We start from the raw sequence: 19601 nt of genomic DNA, 5'->3' as shown, positions 1-19601 counted from the left end.
TCGCATCGCAAATGTCCATTCCGATATAGAGGCGCGGCTGCATGACCATAACCGATCGATACGAGTTGTCTACACGCTGGCTTATTAACGAGGCGTTCACTTCCTTGCTTGCTGCTATGCCTTTCGAGAAAATATCCGTTCACTCAATCGTTCATAAAGCAGGCATCAGCCGGTCGACCTTTTATTTGCATTATCAAGAATAAATTCGATTTGCTTGAGCAGATGACCGAGGAGATTACTGGCCAATTGTTAGCCGTATATGAGGCGAGAATGACCTAAGATCAGTTGGCTGTCGTGAAGGTCTATGAGGACCAAATCCTGATTCCAGCAACAATCATCATCTGTGAGCATATTCGTACGCATGAACGTTTCTATCGGAACCGATTTCAAGATCCGCGATTTACAAGCTGGTTGAACGAGCAGCTTGTCGAGCGGTTCCAACGCATTTATCAGAATGAAGCGCAGGCTGCATTCGCCGCAGGCGGAACGGTCGGCTATATGGGGCGCTGGCTGCTTAATGGGCTGCCAGGCACCTCCTTCGAAAGCGCTCAGCAGTTGTGCAGGCTCGCCATGCTGTCTCTATCCGAAGGGCAGATGTGGAAGAAGCCGGCACAAGAGGCGCTGTCGGTCTAAATATAGTTGGGGGAGAATGACTTGATGAAGCGCACGACCATATTAATCGCCGACGATGAAACCGAAATCGCGGATCTTATCGCGATTCATCTAGGCAATGAAGGCTATCAGACGATTAAAGCGTCTGATGGCGAAGCAGCGATTCGGGCAGTGCAGTCCCAGCCGATCGATCTAGCGATACTCGACATTATGATGCCGAAGCTCGATGGTCACGAAGTGACGCGTTTGATACGGGAGAAGTATGCTTTGCCGATTATTTTTCTAAGCGCCAAAACTTCTGATCTCGATAAAATAACCGGCCTGATTATCGGAGCGGACGATTACATGACGAAGCCGTTTAATCCGATGGAGCTGGTCGCGCGCGTGAAAGCGCAGCTTCGCCGTTCGTCCATGCTGCTTAATCAGCAGCCGCAGGCGAATAATCCGGTTCTCGAAGCCGGAGGGTTGAAGATTGACACGGACAAACGAACGGTGCTTGTCTATGGCAGAAGCGTCGATCTGACGCCTAAGGAATTCGATATTCTCCATCTGCTGGCGAGCCATCCGAGCAAGGTGTTCAGCGCGGACAATATTTTTCATCAAGTATGGGGCGAATCGTATTATGAGGGCGGCAACACCGTAATGGTGCATATCCGTACGCTGAGGAAGAAGCTCGGCGAAGACAAAGATCAGTTCATTAAGACGGTATGGGGAGTAGGGTACAAGTTCAATGGATAGCATCTTCCGCAGCTTCAGAGCAAGAATGCTAATGTTATTCGGGCTGAGCATGTTGTTGGCCGGTCTGGTGACTTATATCTTCTACAAATTGCTCCAGTCCTATTATAACGATAGGGTGCGTTACCCTGGAGATGCAACCGTATTCTATCGCAAAGTAATCGGGCATATCGGCGACTTTAACTTCTTCTTAGTCGTGTTTATTCCGATTGCGATCATGTTCTTCTTCCTGCTGACCAAGCGTTACGCAACGTATTTTCACATCATCTCAGGAGGTATTCGAACCCTTGCCGGCGGTGATTTCAACAACCGGATCAGGTTGAATTCCGGCGATGAATTCGAAACGATTGCCGATGATATTAACCGGGCAAGCGAGCAGTTGAAGAAGGCGATTGAGCGCGGCGATTTCGCGGAGAGCAGCAAGGACCAGCTCGTTCTGAATTTGGCCCATGATCTTCGCACCCCGCTTACATCCGTGCTCGGGTATCTTGATCTGCTGCTCAAGAATGAGCAGCTGACAGTTGACCAGACGCGGCATTATACGACGATCGCATATACGAAATCGAAACGGCTGGAACGGCTTATCGAAGAGTTGTTCGAAATTACGCGGATGAACTACGGGATGCTTACCGTTGAGAAGAAGCCGATTGAACTGGGCGAACTGCTCAGTCAGTTGACGGAAGAGATGTACCCTGTGTTCGAGAAAAATGCGTTGACCGCGCGGCTCAATGTGCTTCCGAATACGGTCATCGAAGGGGACGGCGAGCTGCTGGCCCGCGTATTCGAGAACTTGATGTCCAATGCTGCCCGATACGGCAAGGACGGACAGTTCGTTGACATTAGCTGCAGCCACGATGGTTCGGAAGCAGTTGTTCAGGTTGTGAACTACGGGCAAGTCATCCCGGAACATGATCTGCCTCATTTGTTCGATATGTTCTACACAGGCGACCAGGCTCGAACCCGGATCCATCAGGAGGGCAGCACAGGACTAGGGCTTTTCATCGCGAGAAATATCGTCAAACAACATGGCGGGACCATTACTGCTGAGAGCAGTTGGGTTCGGACTGCATTCGAAGTCCGACTCCCCCTTCAGAAATAACACTCACTTAACGCACTTTAAGAAAAACTTTAGATTTGCCCTTCTTCTTTCTTAAACATTTTCTCTTAACCTTAGGGCATAGAAGGTTGAGGAGGAAATGCACGTGAAGAAGTGGGCTTTTTTACTTGCTTGTTGTTTATTGTCCGGCTGCGCGAAGCATGCGCCTGCATCGTCGTCGGATGTGAGGATTATCTATCCGAAGGCGGAAGAAATCGCCTACACCCAGACCGATTCGTCAATGAATGCTCTTCGGGTACAGAAGGACCAAGTCTATCAAGGGAACCTTGTCTTAATAAATTCGGATTACGCCGTGCATCCTGAGGGTGTCCAGACGGATATTGTTGCACTGAGCAGCCATAGGGAACTCGTCAATGGATTTGGTTTGCTTGATAATTCCATTGAACTGTCTCAGCGCGTTGCGGAGCAGTTCGGCAAGATGGTAGCGGCAGCCGCGAAGGATGACGTGAACCATTTTATAATCAGCAGCGGGTATCGGGATTTGGAGAAGCAGGATCAGCTTTATCAGGAGAAAGGGACCGATTACGCGCTGCCGGCAGGCAAAAGCGAACATAATTTGGGCCTAGCGCTCGATATCGGCTCATCGCTCGAATCGATGGATCAAGCACCGGAGGGTAAGTGGCTGAAGCAGCATGCAGCCGACTATGGATTTATTTTGCGCTATCCGAAGGATAAGACGAAGATCACGGGCATTCAATACGAGCCATGGCATTTCCGTTACGTAGGCCTGCCGCACAGCAAAATAATGCAAAGCAACAATTTGACGCTGGAAGAGTATTTGGGTTGGTTGAAGGAGCACAAAACAGTTTATGTCAACGTTGAGGGGCAGCGTTATGAAATAACGTATAAAGATGTGCCGCGGGAAACGGCGTTCCAAATACCGGTTGATCATACGTATGAGCTGTCTGGCGACAATCAGGATGGTGTAATAGCAACCATTTATCTCTAAATCTAGGGAAGCTAGTATTTATTAAAATTTTGCAAAAACATTGAGTTTTGACGCATTTTGGCATAATATAAATGAGTTTCTAGTTGCTAAATAATGAGAAATAATTCAACTGACTAATGACTTTAGTCGGTTTTTTTTATTATCTAATAGGGAGAATCAGATGATTCAGACAAAAAATCAATTAATGCTATTGTTGTCCCCCGATCCGATTGGCCTCAATATCTTGCTGCTAATACTGCGACCTTATATGATGTTAGCCATTCATGCAGGCTTCCTTGTCCTGACGTCGGCGGCAACATCGCTTCAGATCCATTCGAAGCACAAGATTACAAGAGAATTAGAAGCGGATCGTGCTGAGAAGCAGGAGCAGCTCGTTGCCATATTAGAGCGTGTGAAGTTGTTGTCTGATCAACTTGAACAGACTTCGGTGACGGTTGCCGATAAGTCGCAGACAACCATTCAGGAGATTGTCGAAATGAATGCGTCCTTCAAGGAAGTGGCGGTCGGACTGCGGACGCAGCGAGAGTCGGAAGCAATATTGAGCATAATTTGCATGACATTAATGATCGAATTGTCTTGACTGCGCATTCATCAGAAGAAATCAAGCAGAGCACATTGCAGACAGGAGAGATTGTGACACATTCCGTTAAGCAGATTGAACGAGGAAGGGCCTCGACGGATCTATCTGTCGTTCGTGCGAAGGATACGATTGCCGGATTCGAACAAATGAGTGAAGATTTGAGTCGAATGATTCAGCTTGTTCATCAGCTGGATGGCGCGATCCATTCGATCCAGTCGGCATCGGTAGAAATCGCAAGCGAGATCAGCAGGATTCATGCGATTACACAGCAAAGCGCAGCTTCCGTGGAACAGCTGTTCACTGTCAGTGAATCGCAAATGAACAGCTCCAGGGAAGTGGATGGCGAGATTGTACAATTGAAGGACATCTCTCGATCGTTATATAAGCAATTCAAGGTATAGTTTCCTACTACATCCAACACTGCTGTCCGTCTTGCAGATAGGCAGACTCGTGGTTTCCAGTATGTGCAGTGCCGTCTAACGCTGCTGTGTCTACTTGAACTGTGAGTCTGCCTTTTTCATTGTAAGTGGTTATCCGTTATAGAAAAAAGATGGATTATATGAATATTTTTAACCAACAGAAATCGAGAAATTGCTTTGAAAATTGCGAGACTCGCGTAATATCTGAATGGTGTTAATGAGTGAAAAGTGTGAGTGAAATCGGAAATAGAAAGGATGAAAATTGGTCGTCATTAATCCGAATATAATCCATTATTGAAATGCTGACCAGTTTGAATAGGGGGATGCGCAATCCTACTTTTTCCTATATTATGAAACTGTTAATACGGTTCGTGCGAATGAATAATGATAGAAGAGGAGTGGCTTCCATTTAACAATTCATAACGATAAGATGAAGAACAGGGCAGATCAAGTCTCTGTTCTTCATCGTGCATGTTTTGCAAAACTCTAACAAATTGAATGATGATTTTCGATATATATTTCATCCATATCGCAAGTGTATATAGTGAATGTTAATATATTAACAAAATTATTAATGGTATGGGTTTCATAGTTGTGATAGTTCTGTTATCATGTATACAAAGAAAAATATGATCTTTCCTAAGGATGGATAGAGGTATGGTGAAGAATACAACCATATACGATATTGCGCGAGAGGCGGAAGTGTCAGTCTCGACGGTATCGCGTGTGTTGAACGATACAGCGCCAGTAAAGGCCAGCACAAGAGATAAGATCATGAAGGTGATCGAGAAACATAAGTTCCAGCCGAATGCACTGGCTAGAAGCCTGATCAAGAAAGAAACGGGAACGATCGCGATGATCGTTCCGGATATTACGAACCCTTTCTTCCCAGAGGTGTTCTATGGGGCGAATCAGGAAGCGAGAGATAAAGGATATACGTTCTTTCTGTGCAATACATCCGGTGATGATGATCGGGAATCCGAATATTTGACCATTCTGCGAGAGAAACGTGTCGACGGAATCATCTTTATCGGAGGCCGCATCAATCTGGCGAATTGTCCGCCTGAGCTGGTCCAAGAGGTGCAAGAGGCAGCGGAAACGATTCCGGTCGTTCTTGTTAACGGCAATCTCGCCAAGACGAAGTTTCATCGGGTGTACAGCGATGAGGCAGTTGGCGCCGCGCTTGCCACACAACATTTGATCGACCTCGGCCATCGAGATATCGCCTTCATTGGCGGATTGGATTTCATGACCACAACGATTCAGAAGGTGAAGGCGGTCAAGAAGACGCTGGAGGACCAACAGCTCACGCTTCGAAAAGAGTGGATCCAGTATGGGGAGTTCTCCATCCAAGCCGGTCGGGATCTGATGAACAAGCTGCTCGATGACAGCGAGCATCGGCCGACAGCGGTATTGTGCGTGAATGATTTTACGGCAATTGGTGCTATTAAGGCTGCATCCGAGCGCGGGCTGCACGTCCCGGAAGATATCTCGATCGTTGGTTTCGACGATTCTCCTCTGTCGACCGCCGTCATTCCGGAATTGACGACCGTAACGCAGAATACGCATGAGCTGGGCAAGTATGCAGTGGAGCGGATTTTCCAGATCAACAATGGCATGCCGACGAAGCGAACGACCGTACTTACACCTAAGCTGATCGTGCGCCAGAGCAGTGGTCCGGCACCGGTGAAGCGCAAGTAACGCATCCATTTGATAAGCCTTGAAGCTCGTTGTTTCAGTTTCTTTCACAAGGAAGAACTGAAACAACGAGCTTTTTTGTTTCACATCCTAAATCATATATGCGAGACTTGAAGGTTGGATTGTTATATTATTGTGAACGCATACCTTCCAGAAGTTCAACTGGTTTAGAACCTGAAATCTCTTATGCAGCAAAGGTTTTTGGTTGTTTTTATGAGCAGTCCTACCGGCGTGTATGCGTTTTCAACTTTGTTCCAGATCCTTTATTGACAGATAATACAAGGCGGAGATATAATGACCTCAGATTAATGAAACCCATTTCATGAAATAGATTTCATTACATTTTCATGCGATCCTAACCGGGCGAGGTGGTACGCTTGATCAACTCAGTAAATGTGGAGCCTGTGGTGCAATGGACACCTAACAGCGTATCCATCCAAGGGAAGTCTGTCATTCTGCTCAGCGCTTCCTTATTTTATTTCCGTATTCCCCGCGAACTATGGCGTGAACGGATGGCGCAGGTGAAAGCTTATGGCTACAACTGCATCGATGTTTATTTTCCTTGGAACTATCATGAGCTTCGTGAGGGTGAATGGGATTGGGAAGGTCAGCGCAATGTAGAGGAATTCCTCGAAGCTGCAAAGGATGAAGGGCTGTGGGTCATTGCAAGACCTGGGCCGTACATTTGCTCCGAATGGGATGGCGGCGCACTGCCGGCTTACTTACTAGCGAAGGATGACATGCGGATCAGACAGAACGATCCAGCCTTTCTCTCGCATGTGTCACGCTGGTTCGATCAGATTATGCCGATACTGACTCGCTTCCAGCTGGGAGCAGCGGGTTCGGTTATCGCCGTTCAACTCGATAATGAGCTAGATTTCTTCGACTGCAATGATCCGCAAGGTTATATGGCTGCAATGCGAGACATGGCACAGACATCAGGTGTAACCGTTCCATTGATCGCATGCGCTGGGCAAGGCGGACTGATCGAAGCATCCGGATTAACCGAAGGCGTTATGCCAACCTGTAACTTCTATCCGAATGACCGAGATCCAATCTTCGAGCAGAAGGTGCACAGCTATCGGAATATTCTTGCTGGTATGGGCTATCCGCTGCTCGTCACAGAGACGAATCGATCCCACTACTTGCTGAGAAGGCTGTTGTCAGCGGGAGCAAAGCTTCTTGGCCCTTATTTGCAAGTGTCAGGTACGGATTTCGGCTTTACGAATGCGACGAATAACTGGGGCAGACCACTTGCCTTCATGACGTCTGATTATGATTTCGGCGGGATGATTTCTCCTGAAGGGATCGTACGAGGCGAAGCTTACGAAGGAAGGCTCTTGACTCGTGTCATTGGAACATATGGAGTTGCAATGGCGCAAGCAGAAGCGGTAGTAAACTCCGAATGGTCACTGCCTGCTGAGACTAACCAAGTGTTCGGACCGCAAGAGCTTAAGCTGTACGGCGGAGGCAGCCTGCTGTTCGTCACGAACGGAGATCATGAAGCGAAGCAGATCCAAATTCGTAATGATGCTGAAGCATCCTCGGAAGAGCAGTATTCGCTGTCACTGCCAGCAGGCCGCTCCATCATTCTCCCTGTCGATGTGTCGCTTGCTAGCTGGGGAATAGACGGCAAGCTGATCTACGCAGGTGCCGAGATGTTTCATGCTGAAGCAGGGGATCAACGTACAGTTCTTCTCTTCCATCAAACGGGTGAGAGCGAGATCGTCCTTGAACTCGAAGGTTGCATAGCAATTGACAAGGTTCACGCAGAAGCGGCGGTCGATCAGAATCGGATACATATCAAGCTAGTCCCTGCTGAAACTGAGGACAGCCAAGTCAGCATTACAATGGCGGATGGGCGCCAGTTCATACTGGTTTCGACGACATTGATGAAAGCGTTGTACATGGAGCGTTACTCCATCGAAGAAGGAATCATCGTACAACAGCCGGAAGCGGCTCCGTCTGAACGGGGGCTGGTGAACTTGCAATGGCAGCTGGCTGAATTCGATCCTGCCGTATCCATGGTATCTGATCTTAGTTCCGATGATGTTGTTCGGGTGAACGGCGCTATCGATTACTTGGAGAAGGTCGGTATATACAGAGGCTTCGCTTGGTACGAAGGCCATGTGGCAGCAGCGAATAGCCGCAAGACGCAAGGCTTACTGATTCGTCAAGGCAGCGATATCGTATCGCTGTATGCAGACGGACAATATGCGGGAACAGCAGTACCTGCGGGAAGCAGCTGGTACATCCCATTTGCCGAGCCGAAGGCAGTGTCCGCCATCACAGCGAAGACCGAAATCTGGGGTCATTCGAATTTCGATGATGCAAGACTTCCTGGACTAAGACTTCATTCCCTGAAGGGGCTGCAAGGAATAGCGGTCGTGCTTCAAGCAGCGGATATTACGCAGAACTGGCATGTTCATCGACTGCAGGACCGGCCATTCAAGCACGAATGGACCGAATCTTTCGATGATACGCTCTGGCCGATGGTAGGCTTCGGCGGTTGGATGTCGCCGGATCATCCGGTTCGTGAAGTATATCGGCGCACTTATACAACCGATGCAGATGCGAATCGATTCATGGTACATCTTGAAGGCCTCCAAGGTAAGGCGGTATGGTTCGTCAATGGCAGAGAGGCTGGAGTCATCCATCCGTATGATCCCTTCTTGGATCTGACGTCGATCGTCACACCAGGCGAGCAACTGCAGCTAACGGTGCTCTTGGAACGCAATCTGGGGGGAAGAGCCGGGAAGGTTCGGTTCTACGAGGCGGTGGATGCGGATAACTGGACGATTTCCGGAGCGGAAGAAGGGCTGCTAGCGCATGCCGAACGCAATAAGGACTCCGCAGTAACGGTGGAGCTGCCTTTATCGTTAGACAGCGGCGGCGCGGCTTGGTTGTATGCTGCCGTACCGAATTCGAAGGAAGGCCGCGGATGGCGGGTGCGTGTGGATGGGCAAGGCTTGAAGATGACCGTGTTCCAGAATGAAACAATCGTTAGCCGATTGTGGCTGAAGGGCGGAGCGGAGCGTCCGGCGTTAACCGGCGGAGATGCAAGTTCGATCTACTTGCCAGGTCCTTGGTTCGGAGATGACGGAGCTAAGATTTTGATTCTGCTCGAGGCGGTTGACAGGCAGGAACGAGGCCAGCTCCATGGATTCGAATTTATAGCTGTATAGAAGAAGTCTTATAACAGATGCTATATTGCTACCTGAATGAATGATGAAATACGCCGCTTATTTTTTTTGATTTTATGAAACCCATTTCATGATACCGGTTTCTATATAATTCGACATAACCATTCGACAAAAATGAGGTTTCGAAAGAACGCCAGCTGTGGATGTTGACCGATTCCAATTGATCGAATGCGATGCGATTAATGGAGCCCCCGCCGCTCATTATTTTACCGGTGGGGAGGGTAAACAGACTTACGCAGTTGGAGTTAATCGAGGTTTGTGAAAGCGGTATCATCCAGGTGCAGTAGGGTTAGGAGTGAACAAATGATTTTTCGTAAGAAAAGGTTCATGATCCCAATCGTGTTCTTGCTTATATGTCTCATTATTAGTTCTTTCACTTACCGATCGATTATACAGCGTGATTCTGAACCTGATGATGAAGGTGGCGATGTGGTGGGGGAATCCATCCAGCTTAACTACGATAAGACCTTTCAGAAGATTGATGGTTTCGGGGCATCGGGCGCTTGGTGGGCGCAAGATGTCGGCGGTTGGGATAACATCAGCGACATTATGGATTTGTTGTATGACAGCAAGAAGGGGATCGGGCTCAATATTTATCGGTACAACATCGGAGCCGGTCAGCCTACGGTTGCGGACGATCCATGGCGCAGCACGCAGTCGGTGGAAGTATCGCCTGGCGTCTACGATCTAGAACGAGATCACAATGCGATTCATGCGATGAAAGAAGCGGTCAAGCGCGGTGCATCTGTGGAGTTGTTCGCCAACAGCCCGCCGGCGAGGCTGACGAAATCCGGATATTCCTCTGGCGATCCGAACGGGTTATCCAATCTGCCGCCGGAGAACGAAGAAGCGTTCGCTACTTATCTGGTTGATATTACGGAGCTCTTCTTGAAGGAAGGCATCCCGGTCACTTATCTAAGCCCAATCAATGAGCCGCAGTGGGATTGGAAGGGCGGACAGGAAGGCAGTCATTACGAGCCGGAACAGGTAATCAGCCTTTCGAGAAAAGTCGCACTGGAGCTGCAGAAACGGGATCTTCCCGTGAAGCTTCTCATCGCCGAATCCGGAACATGGAACGACCCGAATTACACGCTAACCATGTACAAGCGAATCATGGACGACGAGGTGCTGTCGAAGTCGATTGATGCTTATGCAGTACATTCTTACTGGGCAAGTGAGAAGGATAAGCGAATTGCTGCTGAGTATTTCCAACAGTTCGATAACATGCTTCCGTTGTATCAGACCGAGTGGTGCGAGATGGTGAACGGCGGCGCTGCCACATTGGATGCGGCATTAGTGCTCGCGAAGACGATCCACGAGGATATGACGATCTTGAACGTATCCACGTGGGAGCAGTGGCTGGCTGTCGCCAAAGGGGATTACCGGGATGCGCTTGTGTATGTGAACGAGACGACACGAGAATTCGGCGCAGCGAAGCGGATGTGGAGCTTCGGCAACTACGCCAAGTTCATTAAGCCGGGCTATCAACGGATTGAAGTCGACAGTCAAGACAGCGATGTGCTGGTCTCCGCTTATGTCAGTCCTGATAAGAAGAAGACGGTCATTGTAGCGATCAATTCAACCGGACAGGAGAAGCCAGTCAACTTCGGCGGCCTGAAAGGGAAGAATGCCTCGATCTACGAGACATCGAACAACGCCGACCTGGCGCTTGTGAAGGAGGTGAAAGGGCTGAAGCACTATGTGCTTCCCGCGGAGTCGGTAACAACCTTTGTGATTCAATCAACGGGCTTTTTAGAAGGGATTCTAGGATAGCGAAGTTAGCATGATCTAAGAGGTAGTACTAAAAGGGAGGATCAACAATGTCAGTAAAAGTGAAGAAGTTCCTATCGATATCGATCATTCTTGCATTCTGCGTCGTTATGCTTGGTGCGTGCAGCAGCTCGAACAACGATACGAAATCGACGGATACAGAGAAAGAATCTACGGATACGACGGCTAAAACCGATGATACAGCAACAAAACCTACAGGCGAGCCGACGACAATCGTATTCGGTACGCACTGGCAAGCGGGGGATGACCCGTCTTGGAAAGACCCTGTTACGGGCAAATCGGGCATGGCGCCAGACCAATTGCTCGCAAGAACGAAAGCGGAAGAGGCAATTCTGAAAGAGCTCAACGTTAAAATCAAATGGGTGCAATATCCAAGCGACGTTCGTGAAGCACTCTTGAAATCGGTACTCGCTAACGCACCGATCGTTGACGTGGCACTGCTGTGGGGCGGCTCGCAAGGTACGCTGCTTGGACAGAACATTTTCCAACCGCTTGATGAATACCAGAACATCTTCAGCGACGAAGATAGCTCCTGGATGTTCGGTGACAAGATGTTCGGCCACAACTACTTCCTGAACTACATTCTTGATTTTGTAAATTACTGGCCACTCGTATACAACGCAACTTACCTCGATAAGGTAGATGCACTGAAAGAAAACGGCCAGACGGTTTATCCTGCTGACCTGTGGAAAAAAGGTGAGTGGACTTGGTCTAAATTCCAAGACTATCTGACGAAGGTCAATGAGTACTATGCGAACAAAAAATCGCCAGTACGTACGGATGTACCTATCAAAGCGTTCGAAACGGACTACCGTTACACGGCAACGCAAGCTATTCACTCGAACGGTGGCGCAGTATATGGTGCGAATGGTCTGACGGCTGATGCTCCTGAAGCGAAGAAAGCCGTTGAGTATATCGATGGTCTCATTTCCAAGAAGCTGATGATGTCGGTTCGCTACGGCGATGATACCTCAGTGCCAGGCTGGACATGGAACGGCAGCGACTTCGGCAATGGCGAATCCGTCTTCACGAATATGGTGCCATGGCTCTCCGCTGGCGCAGGTCAATCGCTCGCTGCACGCGGCGAATCGATGGGTGTTGTACCATTCCCAAGACCAGACGACGTTCCAGCAGACGATGCAAGATATCAGCAAGTCATTACCCCAGGTAACCAATTTGCTGTTCTGAAGGGCGTTTCCAAAGAGAAAACGGAGCTTGCACTGAAAGCTTACGAAATCTACTGGTCGACGGTTTACAAAACACTTGCAGGCAGCGACAAAGCACTCGACTTCTTCACGAAACAAGCGAAGATGACGGCTGTCAACTATGGCTTCGACGTAACGAACGAGAAGATTGGCGCTAACATTATGGAAGCTTTCGTTGGCATCGCAGGCAGCAAGCCGAACGAGTACTCGGGTATCCTGCCTTGGTCGAACCTTTGGTCAGATACCATCCTTGGTAACTCTCTCTATGGTCTGAACGGCTCTGCGAAATATGCAGGCGCAATCGATGCGCAGAAGAACCAAATTCTTGAGGTCATGAGTTCGACAGAGAAAGCACTTAGCTCGGAGAAAACGGTTGATAACATGCCGCCAAGCTTCGCGCTCGTAGGCAAACCAATCGCAATTGAAGCAGGCACGGATCCATCCACAGTGAAGTGGGATACGCTTGTCAAAGCAACTGACGGTATTGACGGCGATCTTCCATTCGCTAATGTGAAGGTTGATACGAGCGGCATTACGAAGGATAAAGTCGGCAAATATGACAACGGCCTCGTTCTGACGGTTAAGGACGCAGCCGGTAATGAAGGCAAAGGCACTTTCGCTGTCATCGTATTCGATCCGAAGAACACGACTGCTCCAACAATCACGGCGAAAGAAGGCTTCCGCGCGATCAAAGTGAATGAAGACGCAGCGAAAGTCAACTGGGCAGGCGATTTCGTCGATCAAGCAGTCGACAAAGATGGCTTTGACTTGAAAGGCAATGTAACAGCGGATATCGGCAGTCTCGACGTTACGACGGCTGGCGAGTACGACGTTAAGCTCACGGTAACGGACTACGCAGGCAACAAAGCGGATCTGACGATTAAAGTCAAGGTTGAAAAGTAAACTCCCGTTATAAAGCAGCAGCTAAGGGTCCTAAACTGCAAATCGTCTAAAGGCGGTAGGTGCTATGAAGGCTTTCATAGCACCTATCAGCTATAAGAGGTAATTCAAAAAGTATGCTTTTGAGCTGAAAAACGAACTTTTTGAACACGCACTATAACGGAGGTTCATGGTAATGATCAAGAAGAAGAGAATGTTAGTTGGCGGTGTGCTGATCATCATCGCATTGGTCATACTTATACCTTCGCTGCGTTCAGGCGGCGCTAAGGCGACGATTGCATCGCAGTCGGAGAACAATGACTACGTTGAAGAATCCTACAGCCAATATCTCGCAGATGCGGGTTACTCGGGGCAGATGGCTTCTTCAGAGGTTAAAGTGGATCTGTTGTCGTATCAGAAGGCAGGCGGAATGATCGCAAGTGTAGAGAATGGCGCGGTACAGACTGGCGACATCGGTACGATCACGTGGAATGTCTCTGTGCAGGAAGCGGGCTTTTATAACATGGCCATCACCTATCTGCCCGTACAAGGAACGAACTCGAAAATCGAGCGAAAGCTGACCATTGATCATGAAAGCCTGTATACCGGCCTCAATCAATTGATCTTCAACAAATTATGGGACAATAGCGGCGGTAAGCCGATTGTTAATAAAAATGGCAATGAGATTCTGCCTGTATCAGTAGAGAAGCCTGAGATTACGACTGTCTATCTTAATGATTCGCAGCGAAGAAGCCTGGAGCCGTACAAGTTTTATCTCAGTGCAGGCTCGCACACGCTCACCTTCGAGTCCGTCAAGGAGCCGGTCGTCATCAGCGATATTACGTTCAAAGCAGCCCCGACGATCAAGCCTTACGCGGAAGTCCTGCAAGATTGGGAAGCTCAATATAAGGTGTATGACGGCGCGAACATCGTCTACCAAGCAGAACGAACTGACGAGCATACGCTCGATATCGAGAAATCGTCTGTTGATATTCTGATGACGACGGATTATGGCAATTCGAATACAGTCCCGTATCACCCTTACAAAATCAAGCTCAATACGATCGGCGGTTCCAACTGGAGAACGCCTGGCGATTTCCTGCGATGGACGATCGACGTACCGGAGGAAGGTCTCTACAGACTGTCCTTCCGAGGCGAACAGAACACGAACCGAGGCGTCATGTCCTATCGGCAGCTGAAAGTAAACGGCGAGGTTCCGTTCAAGGAAGCAACCGCCATTCCGTTCGGCTTCCATACTGGCTTCGTCAATTATGTACTGGAGAATGGCGAAGACGAGCTGCTTCTTCATCTGAAGCAAGGGGAGAATACGATTTCCCTGGAGACTGTCCTAGGCGAATTCGCAATGCCGCTGTCGGAAGTAGAGAAGAGCGTCTTCGCGCTCAATGATATTTATCGCAATACCGTACAAATCACCGGTCTCGTACCAGATAAGTATATCGACTACGAGATTACGAAGAAGATTCCGAATTACGCAGAAACGTTGAAAACCGAAAGTGATCGACTGAAGAAGGTCGTCGACGAACTGGTACGCATCACGGGCGAGAAAGGCGAGAAAACGGCCATGATCGAGAAGATGCAGGTGCAGGCGGAACGATTAAGCCAGAAGCCCGACAGTGTCATTGGCGAGCTGGGTACATTCCAGAACAACATCTCTTCCTTAGGAACATGGATCACATCCATATCTGAGATGCCGCTCCAACTCGACAGCTTCACATTGTCCGCACCGGGAGCGAAGCTGCCGAAGGCGAAGCCGAACTTCTTCGAGAAAAGCTATTACGGAACCGTTCGCTTCCTATCTACGTTCTTCGTCGACGCCAATCAATTGTCGGAGACGACGGACAAGAAGGCGCTCAAAGTATGGATCTCGGCCGGCCGCGACCAAGCGCAGATCATTCGGAATCTGATCGATCAGAGCTTCACGCCGAACGCTAACATAGCAGTCGATCTGCAGTTGATTCCAGAGGATGTCATTCTGCCAGCAACGCTTGCAGGCAATGGCCCAGACGTTGCGCTGGCTGTACCACAAGCGACGGTAATTAACTTCGCAATGCGGAATGCGCTCGTCGATCTGTCGAAGCTGGATGGCTTCGATGAGATGAAAGCGAAGTTTAGCGAGAGTGCCATGCGCACGGTAGGCTATCAGAACGGGACGTTTGGTCTTCCCGAGCAGGAAACATTCTTGATGATGTTTTATCGAGACGATATCCTCAAGCAGCTTGGTCTGAAGCCGCCTACGACCTGGGATGAGGTAGAGAGCATCATCTCGATTCTGCATGCGAATAATTACGATTTCTGGATGCCAGGTCAGGCACTTTACCCATCTATGGTATATCAGTATGGCGGAGACTTGTATCAAGGCACTGGCAGCGATTACGGTATCCAGACCGGATTGACTGATGATCGCGCGATGTCAGCGTTCAACAGACTGACGCGGTTCTTTACAAGCCAACGACTTCCATTAACAGCCGATTTCGCTAATCGATTCAGATCGGGTGAGATGCCAATCGGCATTGCTCCTTATACGACCTACAACCAGTTGGAAGTATTCGCACCAGAGATCAGAGGTTTGTGGTCGTTCGCTTCGCTGCCAGGTGTTCAAGGCACGGACGGAACAGTGAATAATGAGGCTGTTGCCGACACGATCGACAGCATCATCATGAAAGCATCGGACAACAAGGAAGCAGGCTGGACATTCCTGCAGTGGTGGCTCAGCACAGATACGCAAGTACAGTATGCGAAGTCGCTTGAGTCTGTCATTGGTGCGGCTGCTCGATATCCGACAGCGAATCTCGAGGTGCTCAAGCAGCTCCCATGGTCGAATAAGGATTCCAAACAAATCGTTCAGCAGTTCAACGATACGGTTGGCATACCTGAGGTGCCAGGCGGATATATGACGACACGGGCAATCGATTACGCGTTCCGTGCAGTCGTGACAGGTGGACTCAATTCGCGAGAGACACTGTACTTGAATAGCAAAACAATTGACAAGGAACTTGCTAAGAAACGTAAGGAATTCCATCTGTCTTACCTGGATCCGAATCAATTGAAAGAGGAGCAGTAGGCGATTATGCTGACGAGTCGACAAGTAAAGACAAGTAACCGCGGCAGAAGGTCCCCTATGCAAGTCTGGAAAGAGCATAAAGGCAAGTATTTGCTCATTCTGCCGTTCGCGATTCTATTCCTGGTGTTTACAGCGATCCCTGTACTCACTTCGATCGTTATTAGCTTCACATCGTTCAATATGCTCGAGGCGCCAACGTTTGTCGGGCTCCGTAACTATATCAACCTGACGGTCAATGACGATGTCTTCCTCATTGCCGTCAAGAACACGTTGTTCTTCGCGCTCATAACAGGGCCGGTCAGTTACCTGATGTGCTTCGTGTTCTCATGGTTGATCAACGAGCTGTCGCCGAAGGTGCGCGCCGTCATGACACTGGTGTTCTATGCGCCATCGATTTCAGGCAACGCTTATATGATCTGGAAGCTCATCTTCTCATCCGATATGTATGGCTACGCCAATGCGTGGATGATGAAGCTGGGTCTCGCAAGCGAGCCGATTCTATTCTTCGATACGAAGAAATACGTATTCCCGATTCTGATTCTCGTTCAGCTGTGGCTAAGCCTTGGCGTCAGCTTCCTGGCGTTCATCGCAGGTTTGCAGAACGTTGATAAGACGCTGTATGAAGCGGGTCAGATCGACGGCATTCGTAACCGTTGGCAGGAGCTGTGGTTCATTACGCTTCCTTCGATGAGACCGCAGCTGTTGTTCGGCGCGGTGATGCAGATTACAGCTTCACTATCCGTATCTCAGATTTCACTCGAGCTTGCGGGCTTCCCGTCAGTCGAATACTCGGGTCATACGATTCTGACTCACTTGCACGATTACGGATTCATTCGACATGAGATGGGTTATGCGTCGGCGATTGCAACGATTCTGTTCTTCATCATGGTGTTTACCAACATCATCGTCCAGAAGGTTCTCAGAAGGGTAGGTGCCTAGAGTGAATGCTCTTCCTTTAGCCATTAAGAAAGTTTATCTATCCAGGAAGTTCAAACGAAGAAACAGGAGTATGATCGGCGATGCCTTTCTTACTTTGTTTCTGGGCCTATTCGGATTATTCAGTGTCTGGCCGCTTGTCTTCATCATTAACAATGCATTCAAGCCGCTCAACGAGATCTTTATTTTCCCGCCCAAGCTGTTCGTTCAGAATCCGACGCTTACGAACTTCCAGGATTTGTTCATCATTATCGGCAACTCTTGGATTCCGATGTCCCGCTATTTGTTCAACACCGTGTTTCTAACGGCTGCGGGTACGGCGAGCAGCGTTATCATCGGTTCGATGGCGGCTTTCCCGCTAGCGAAATATGTGTTCCCGGGATCGAAGACGATGTCCAAAATGATCGTTTACTCGCTTATGTTCAACGGTACCGTTACCGCACTGCCTAACTACGTCATCATGTCTAAGCTAGGACTCATCGATACGTATTGGGCTGTCATTCTGCCAACCGCAGCTTCTACATTAGGACTGTTCCTCATGCAGAACTTCATGGTGCAGGTGCCCGATGCATTGATCGAGGCTGCCAAGATGGACGGGGCCAATGAGTTTACGGTTTTCTGGAAGGTTATGATGCCTCTCTCGCGTTCGGCATGGATCACGCTAATCATCTTGTCCTTCCAGAATTTGTGGGGGACGACAGGAGGCGGCTTTATCTACAGCGAGAAGCTCAAGCCGGTCAGCTATGCATTATCCCAGATTGTTAATGCGGGCGTAGCGAGGACCGGGGTTGCCTCGGCCGTTACGCTCATCATGCTGATCGTTCCGATCGTCGTCTTCGTTATTTCACAGAGCAACGTAATCTCGACAATGGCGACGTCAGGCATTAAAGAATAATGATCAATTCACAATCGGAAAGGAAGGCCCAACAGCTATGAAATATAAGTGGGCTATAATTTTCGCCTTCATTCTTGGCATGATGCTTCCATCCGCCAGCGCGTTTGCTGCCAATACCTTTGAGAGCAATTATACGTATGATTTCTGGGGCAATTCTCAGAAGAGTCTTCCGGCGTTCGAACTTGTCAATCAAGTGGATGGAAGCAGCCTAGGGGACATCCCGCTGGGCAGCGTTGACGATGTATTCGTAAGCTCGGACCGTATCTTCCTCGTCGATTCCACGGAAAGCCGTGTTGACGTATTCGATAGGGATCTGAAGTTTCTCTTGTCGATCAAGCTCATTCGGGACGATGCAGGGAAGATTATCGTCAACCCGGATACGAACCAACAGTTGATGCTGAACAAACCAGGCGGCGTTTACTTCAGTGAGGCGCTTAATGAGCTCTATATCGCGGATACAGAGGCTGAGCGGATTGTCGTCCTGAGCGGAAGCAACTACGCATTCAAGCGGAGTATCGAGAAGCCAGCGAATATGGTCGGCGTCACGCAATTCAAGCCTTCCAAAGTGATTGTCGATAAGGATGGTCAGATCAGCGTTGTCGTTCAAGGCAGCTATGAAGGGATCATTCAATTGAATAGCGATGGAACATTCGCTCGATATTTTGGTCTAAACAAGCCCAAAGTCAATGTCGTGGACTACTTCTGGAAGTCGATTGCATCGAGTCAACAGAAGCAGAAAATGAAGAAAATATTCGCGCCATCGTTCAACAATATAACGTTTGACTCGGAAGGGCTTATCTATGCGACGACCTTCGACGCTTCGGCCCAAAATAAAGTGTTCCGCTTTAACTCGAAGGGCGAGAACGTACTGCTTCAGAACGGCTATTGGCCAGTTATCGGCGACCTGCATTCCTTCGGCATTACCGATAAGAAAAGCCAGTTCGTCGATATCGCAGTATCGGATTTCGGCGTTTATGCGCTGCTCGACAAGACGAAGGGACGCGTGTTTCTCTACAATTTTGAAGGGGACCTCATGAATATATTCGGATCTAACGGCAACTTGAAGGGAGATCTGAAGGACCCTACTGCGATTGCATGGGCTGGCGACCGATTGATTGTAACGGATAAGCAGTTCAGCACCGCTTACCTCTACCAGCCAACCGAATTCGGCCAGATTGCCTTGGATGCCGAGAAGCAATATTTTAACGGCAAATGGGAAGCGGCAGGCAAAGATTATGAGCAAACGCTCCATCAGAATGCGAACTATGACATTGCTTATACGGGAGTAGGCCGTAACTATCTGATGAGAGATAAGTACGAAGATGCGATGTATTACTTCGAATTAGGCAACAGTCGAGGGTATTATTCCAAGGCCTATAACGGGTATCGCAACTTGTTCATTCAGCACCACTTTGTATGGTTAATCATTCCGTTCCTGCTTGTGGCCTTCGCCTTATTCTATTCCGAGTTCCGGTACAACAAGAGAAACAGCTAAATTCA

15 protein-coding genes are annotated in these 19601 nt (G+C 49.0%); all 15 read left to right on the top strand.

The features are described from left to right. Positions 1-41 precede the first annotated feature (41 nt). The 15 genes from H8B09_RS13175 (at position 42) to H8B09_RS13105 (ending at position 19596) form a co-directional block, all read left to right on the top strand. A complete protein-coding gene (locus tag H8B09_RS13175) occupies positions 42-203 on the top strand; it encodes a TetR/AcrR family transcriptional regulator (protein WP_191203996.1) in 162 nt (53 codons plus the stop codon). 82 nt (positions 204-285) lie between these two features. After that, entirely contained in the window at positions 286-633 is a 348-nt protein-coding gene (locus tag H8B09_RS13170; protein WP_191203995.1) for a TetR-like C-terminal domain-containing protein, read from the top strand. Between the two features lie 24 nt (positions 634-657). After that, complete coding sequence (locus H8B09_RS13165) at positions 658-1350, top strand: response regulator transcription factor (RefSeq protein ID WP_191203994.1); 693 nt, start codon at positions 658-660, stop codon at positions 1348-1350. Next, the gene (locus tag H8B09_RS13160) at positions 1343-2446 is read left to right on the top strand and encodes a sensor histidine kinase (RefSeq protein ID WP_191203993.1); all 1104 of its coding nucleotides are present in this window, start codon (positions 1343-1345) and stop codon (positions 2444-2446) included. Before H8B09_RS13165 ends, H8B09_RS13160 begins: the two co-directional genes overlap by 8 nt. Before the next feature lie 103 nt (positions 2447-2549). Then, positions 2550-3413, top strand: a complete 864-nt coding sequence (locus H8B09_RS13155) for a M15 family metallopeptidase (RefSeq protein WP_318152609.1) — start codon at positions 2550-2552, stop codon at positions 3411-3413. Between the two features lie 160 nt (positions 3414-3573). Then, positions 3574-3993, top strand: a complete 420-nt coding sequence (locus H8B09_RS13150) for a hypothetical protein (protein ID WP_191203991.1) — start codon at positions 3574-3576, stop codon at positions 3991-3993. A 53-nt stretch (positions 3994-4046) separates the two neighbouring features. Then, on the top strand, positions 4047-4394 hold the full coding sequence (locus tag H8B09_RS13145) for a hypothetical protein (RefSeq protein WP_191203990.1): 348 nt from the start codon (positions 4047-4049) through the stop codon (positions 4392-4394). A 678-nt stretch (positions 4395-5072) separates the two neighbouring features. Further along, on the top strand, positions 5073-6113 hold the full coding sequence (locus H8B09_RS13140) for a LacI family DNA-binding transcriptional regulator (protein ID WP_191204523.1): 1041 nt from the start codon (positions 5073-5075) through the stop codon (positions 6111-6113). 374 nt (positions 6114-6487) lie between these two features. Continuing rightward, positions 6488-9295 carry a beta-galactosidase gene (locus H8B09_RS13135; RefSeq protein ID WP_191203989.1) on the top strand — a complete coding sequence of 936 codons (2808 nt, stop codon included), beginning with the start codon at positions 6488-6490 and terminating at the stop codon, positions 9293-9295. A gap of 450 nt (positions 9296-9745) precedes the next feature. After that, positions 9746-11086, top strand: coding sequence for a glycoside hydrolase family 30 protein (locus tag H8B09_RS13130; RefSeq protein ID WP_318152608.1), 1341 nt, complete (start codon positions 9746-9748; stop codon positions 11084-11086). 47 nt (positions 11087-11133) lie between these two features. Beyond that, complete coding sequence (locus tag H8B09_RS13125; RefSeq protein ID WP_191203987.1) at positions 11134-13212, top strand: hypothetical protein; 2079 nt, start codon at positions 11134-11136, stop codon at positions 13210-13212. 172 nt (positions 13213-13384) lie between these two features. Continuing rightward, positions 13385-16270, top strand: coding sequence for an extracellular solute-binding protein (locus tag H8B09_RS13120; protein ID WP_191203986.1), 2886 nt, complete (start codon positions 13385-13387; stop codon positions 16268-16270). A 57-nt stretch (positions 16271-16327) separates the two neighbouring features. Beyond that, the gene (locus tag H8B09_RS13115; protein ID WP_224753646.1) at positions 16328-17209 is read left to right on the top strand and encodes a carbohydrate ABC transporter permease; all 882 of its coding nucleotides are present in this window, start codon (positions 16328-16330) and stop codon (positions 17207-17209) included. Between the two features lie 70 nt (positions 17210-17279). After that, the gene (locus H8B09_RS13110; RefSeq protein ID WP_191203984.1) at positions 17280-18101 is read left to right on the top strand and encodes a carbohydrate ABC transporter permease; all 822 of its coding nucleotides are present in this window, start codon (positions 17280-17282) and stop codon (positions 18099-18101) included. Positions 18102-18138: 37 nt separating this feature from the next. Next, complete coding sequence (locus H8B09_RS13105; RefSeq protein ID WP_191203983.1) at positions 18139-19596, top strand: NHL repeat-containing protein; 1458 nt, start codon at positions 18139-18141, stop codon at positions 19594-19596. The last annotated feature ends 5 nt before the right edge of the window (positions 19597-19601 follow it).

It is taken from the genome of Paenibacillus terricola, assembly GCF_014779765.1.
GTDB classification, from domain to species: Bacteria; Bacillota; Bacilli; order Paenibacillales; family Paenibacillaceae; genus Paenibacillus_T; species Paenibacillus_T terricola.
This window is presented reverse-complemented; position numbering and strand designations above follow the sequence as displayed.

What these genes read in the sequence shown, in the direction of transcription:
- H8B09_RS13175 (WP_191203996.1), top strand. Translation starts at nt 42, where the DNA reads ATGACCATAACCGATCGATACGAGTTGTCTACACGCTGGCTTATTAAC.
- H8B09_RS13165 (WP_191203994.1), top strand. Translation starts at nt 658, where the DNA reads ATGAAGCGCACGACCATATTAATCGCCGACGATGAAACCGAAATCGCG.
- H8B09_RS13160 (WP_191203993.1), top strand. Translation starts at nt 1,343, where the DNA reads ATGGATAGCATCTTCCGCAGCTTCAGAGCAAGAATGCTAATGTTATTC.
- H8B09_RS13150 (WP_191203991.1), top strand. Translation starts at nt 3,574, where the DNA reads ATGATTCAGACAAAAAATCAATTAATGCTATTGTTGTCCCCCGATCCG.
- H8B09_RS13125 (WP_191203987.1), top strand. Translation starts at nt 11,134, where the DNA reads ATGTCAGTAAAAGTGAAGAAGTTCCTATCGATATCGATCATTCTTGCA.
- H8B09_RS13120 (WP_191203986.1), top strand. Translation starts at nt 13,385, where the DNA reads ATGATCAAGAAGAAGAGAATGTTAGTTGGCGGTGTGCTGATCATCATC.
- H8B09_RS13115 (WP_224753646.1), top strand. Translation starts at nt 16,328, where the DNA reads ATGCAAGTCTGGAAAGAGCATAAAGGCAAGTATTTGCTCATTCTGCCG.
- H8B09_RS13110 (WP_191203984.1), top strand. Translation starts at nt 17,280, where the DNA reads ATGATCGGCGATGCCTTTCTTACTTTGTTTCTGGGCCTATTCGGATTA.
- H8B09_RS13105 (WP_191203983.1), top strand. Translation starts at nt 18,139, where the DNA reads ATGAAATATAAGTGGGCTATAATTTTCGCCTTCATTCTTGGCATGATG.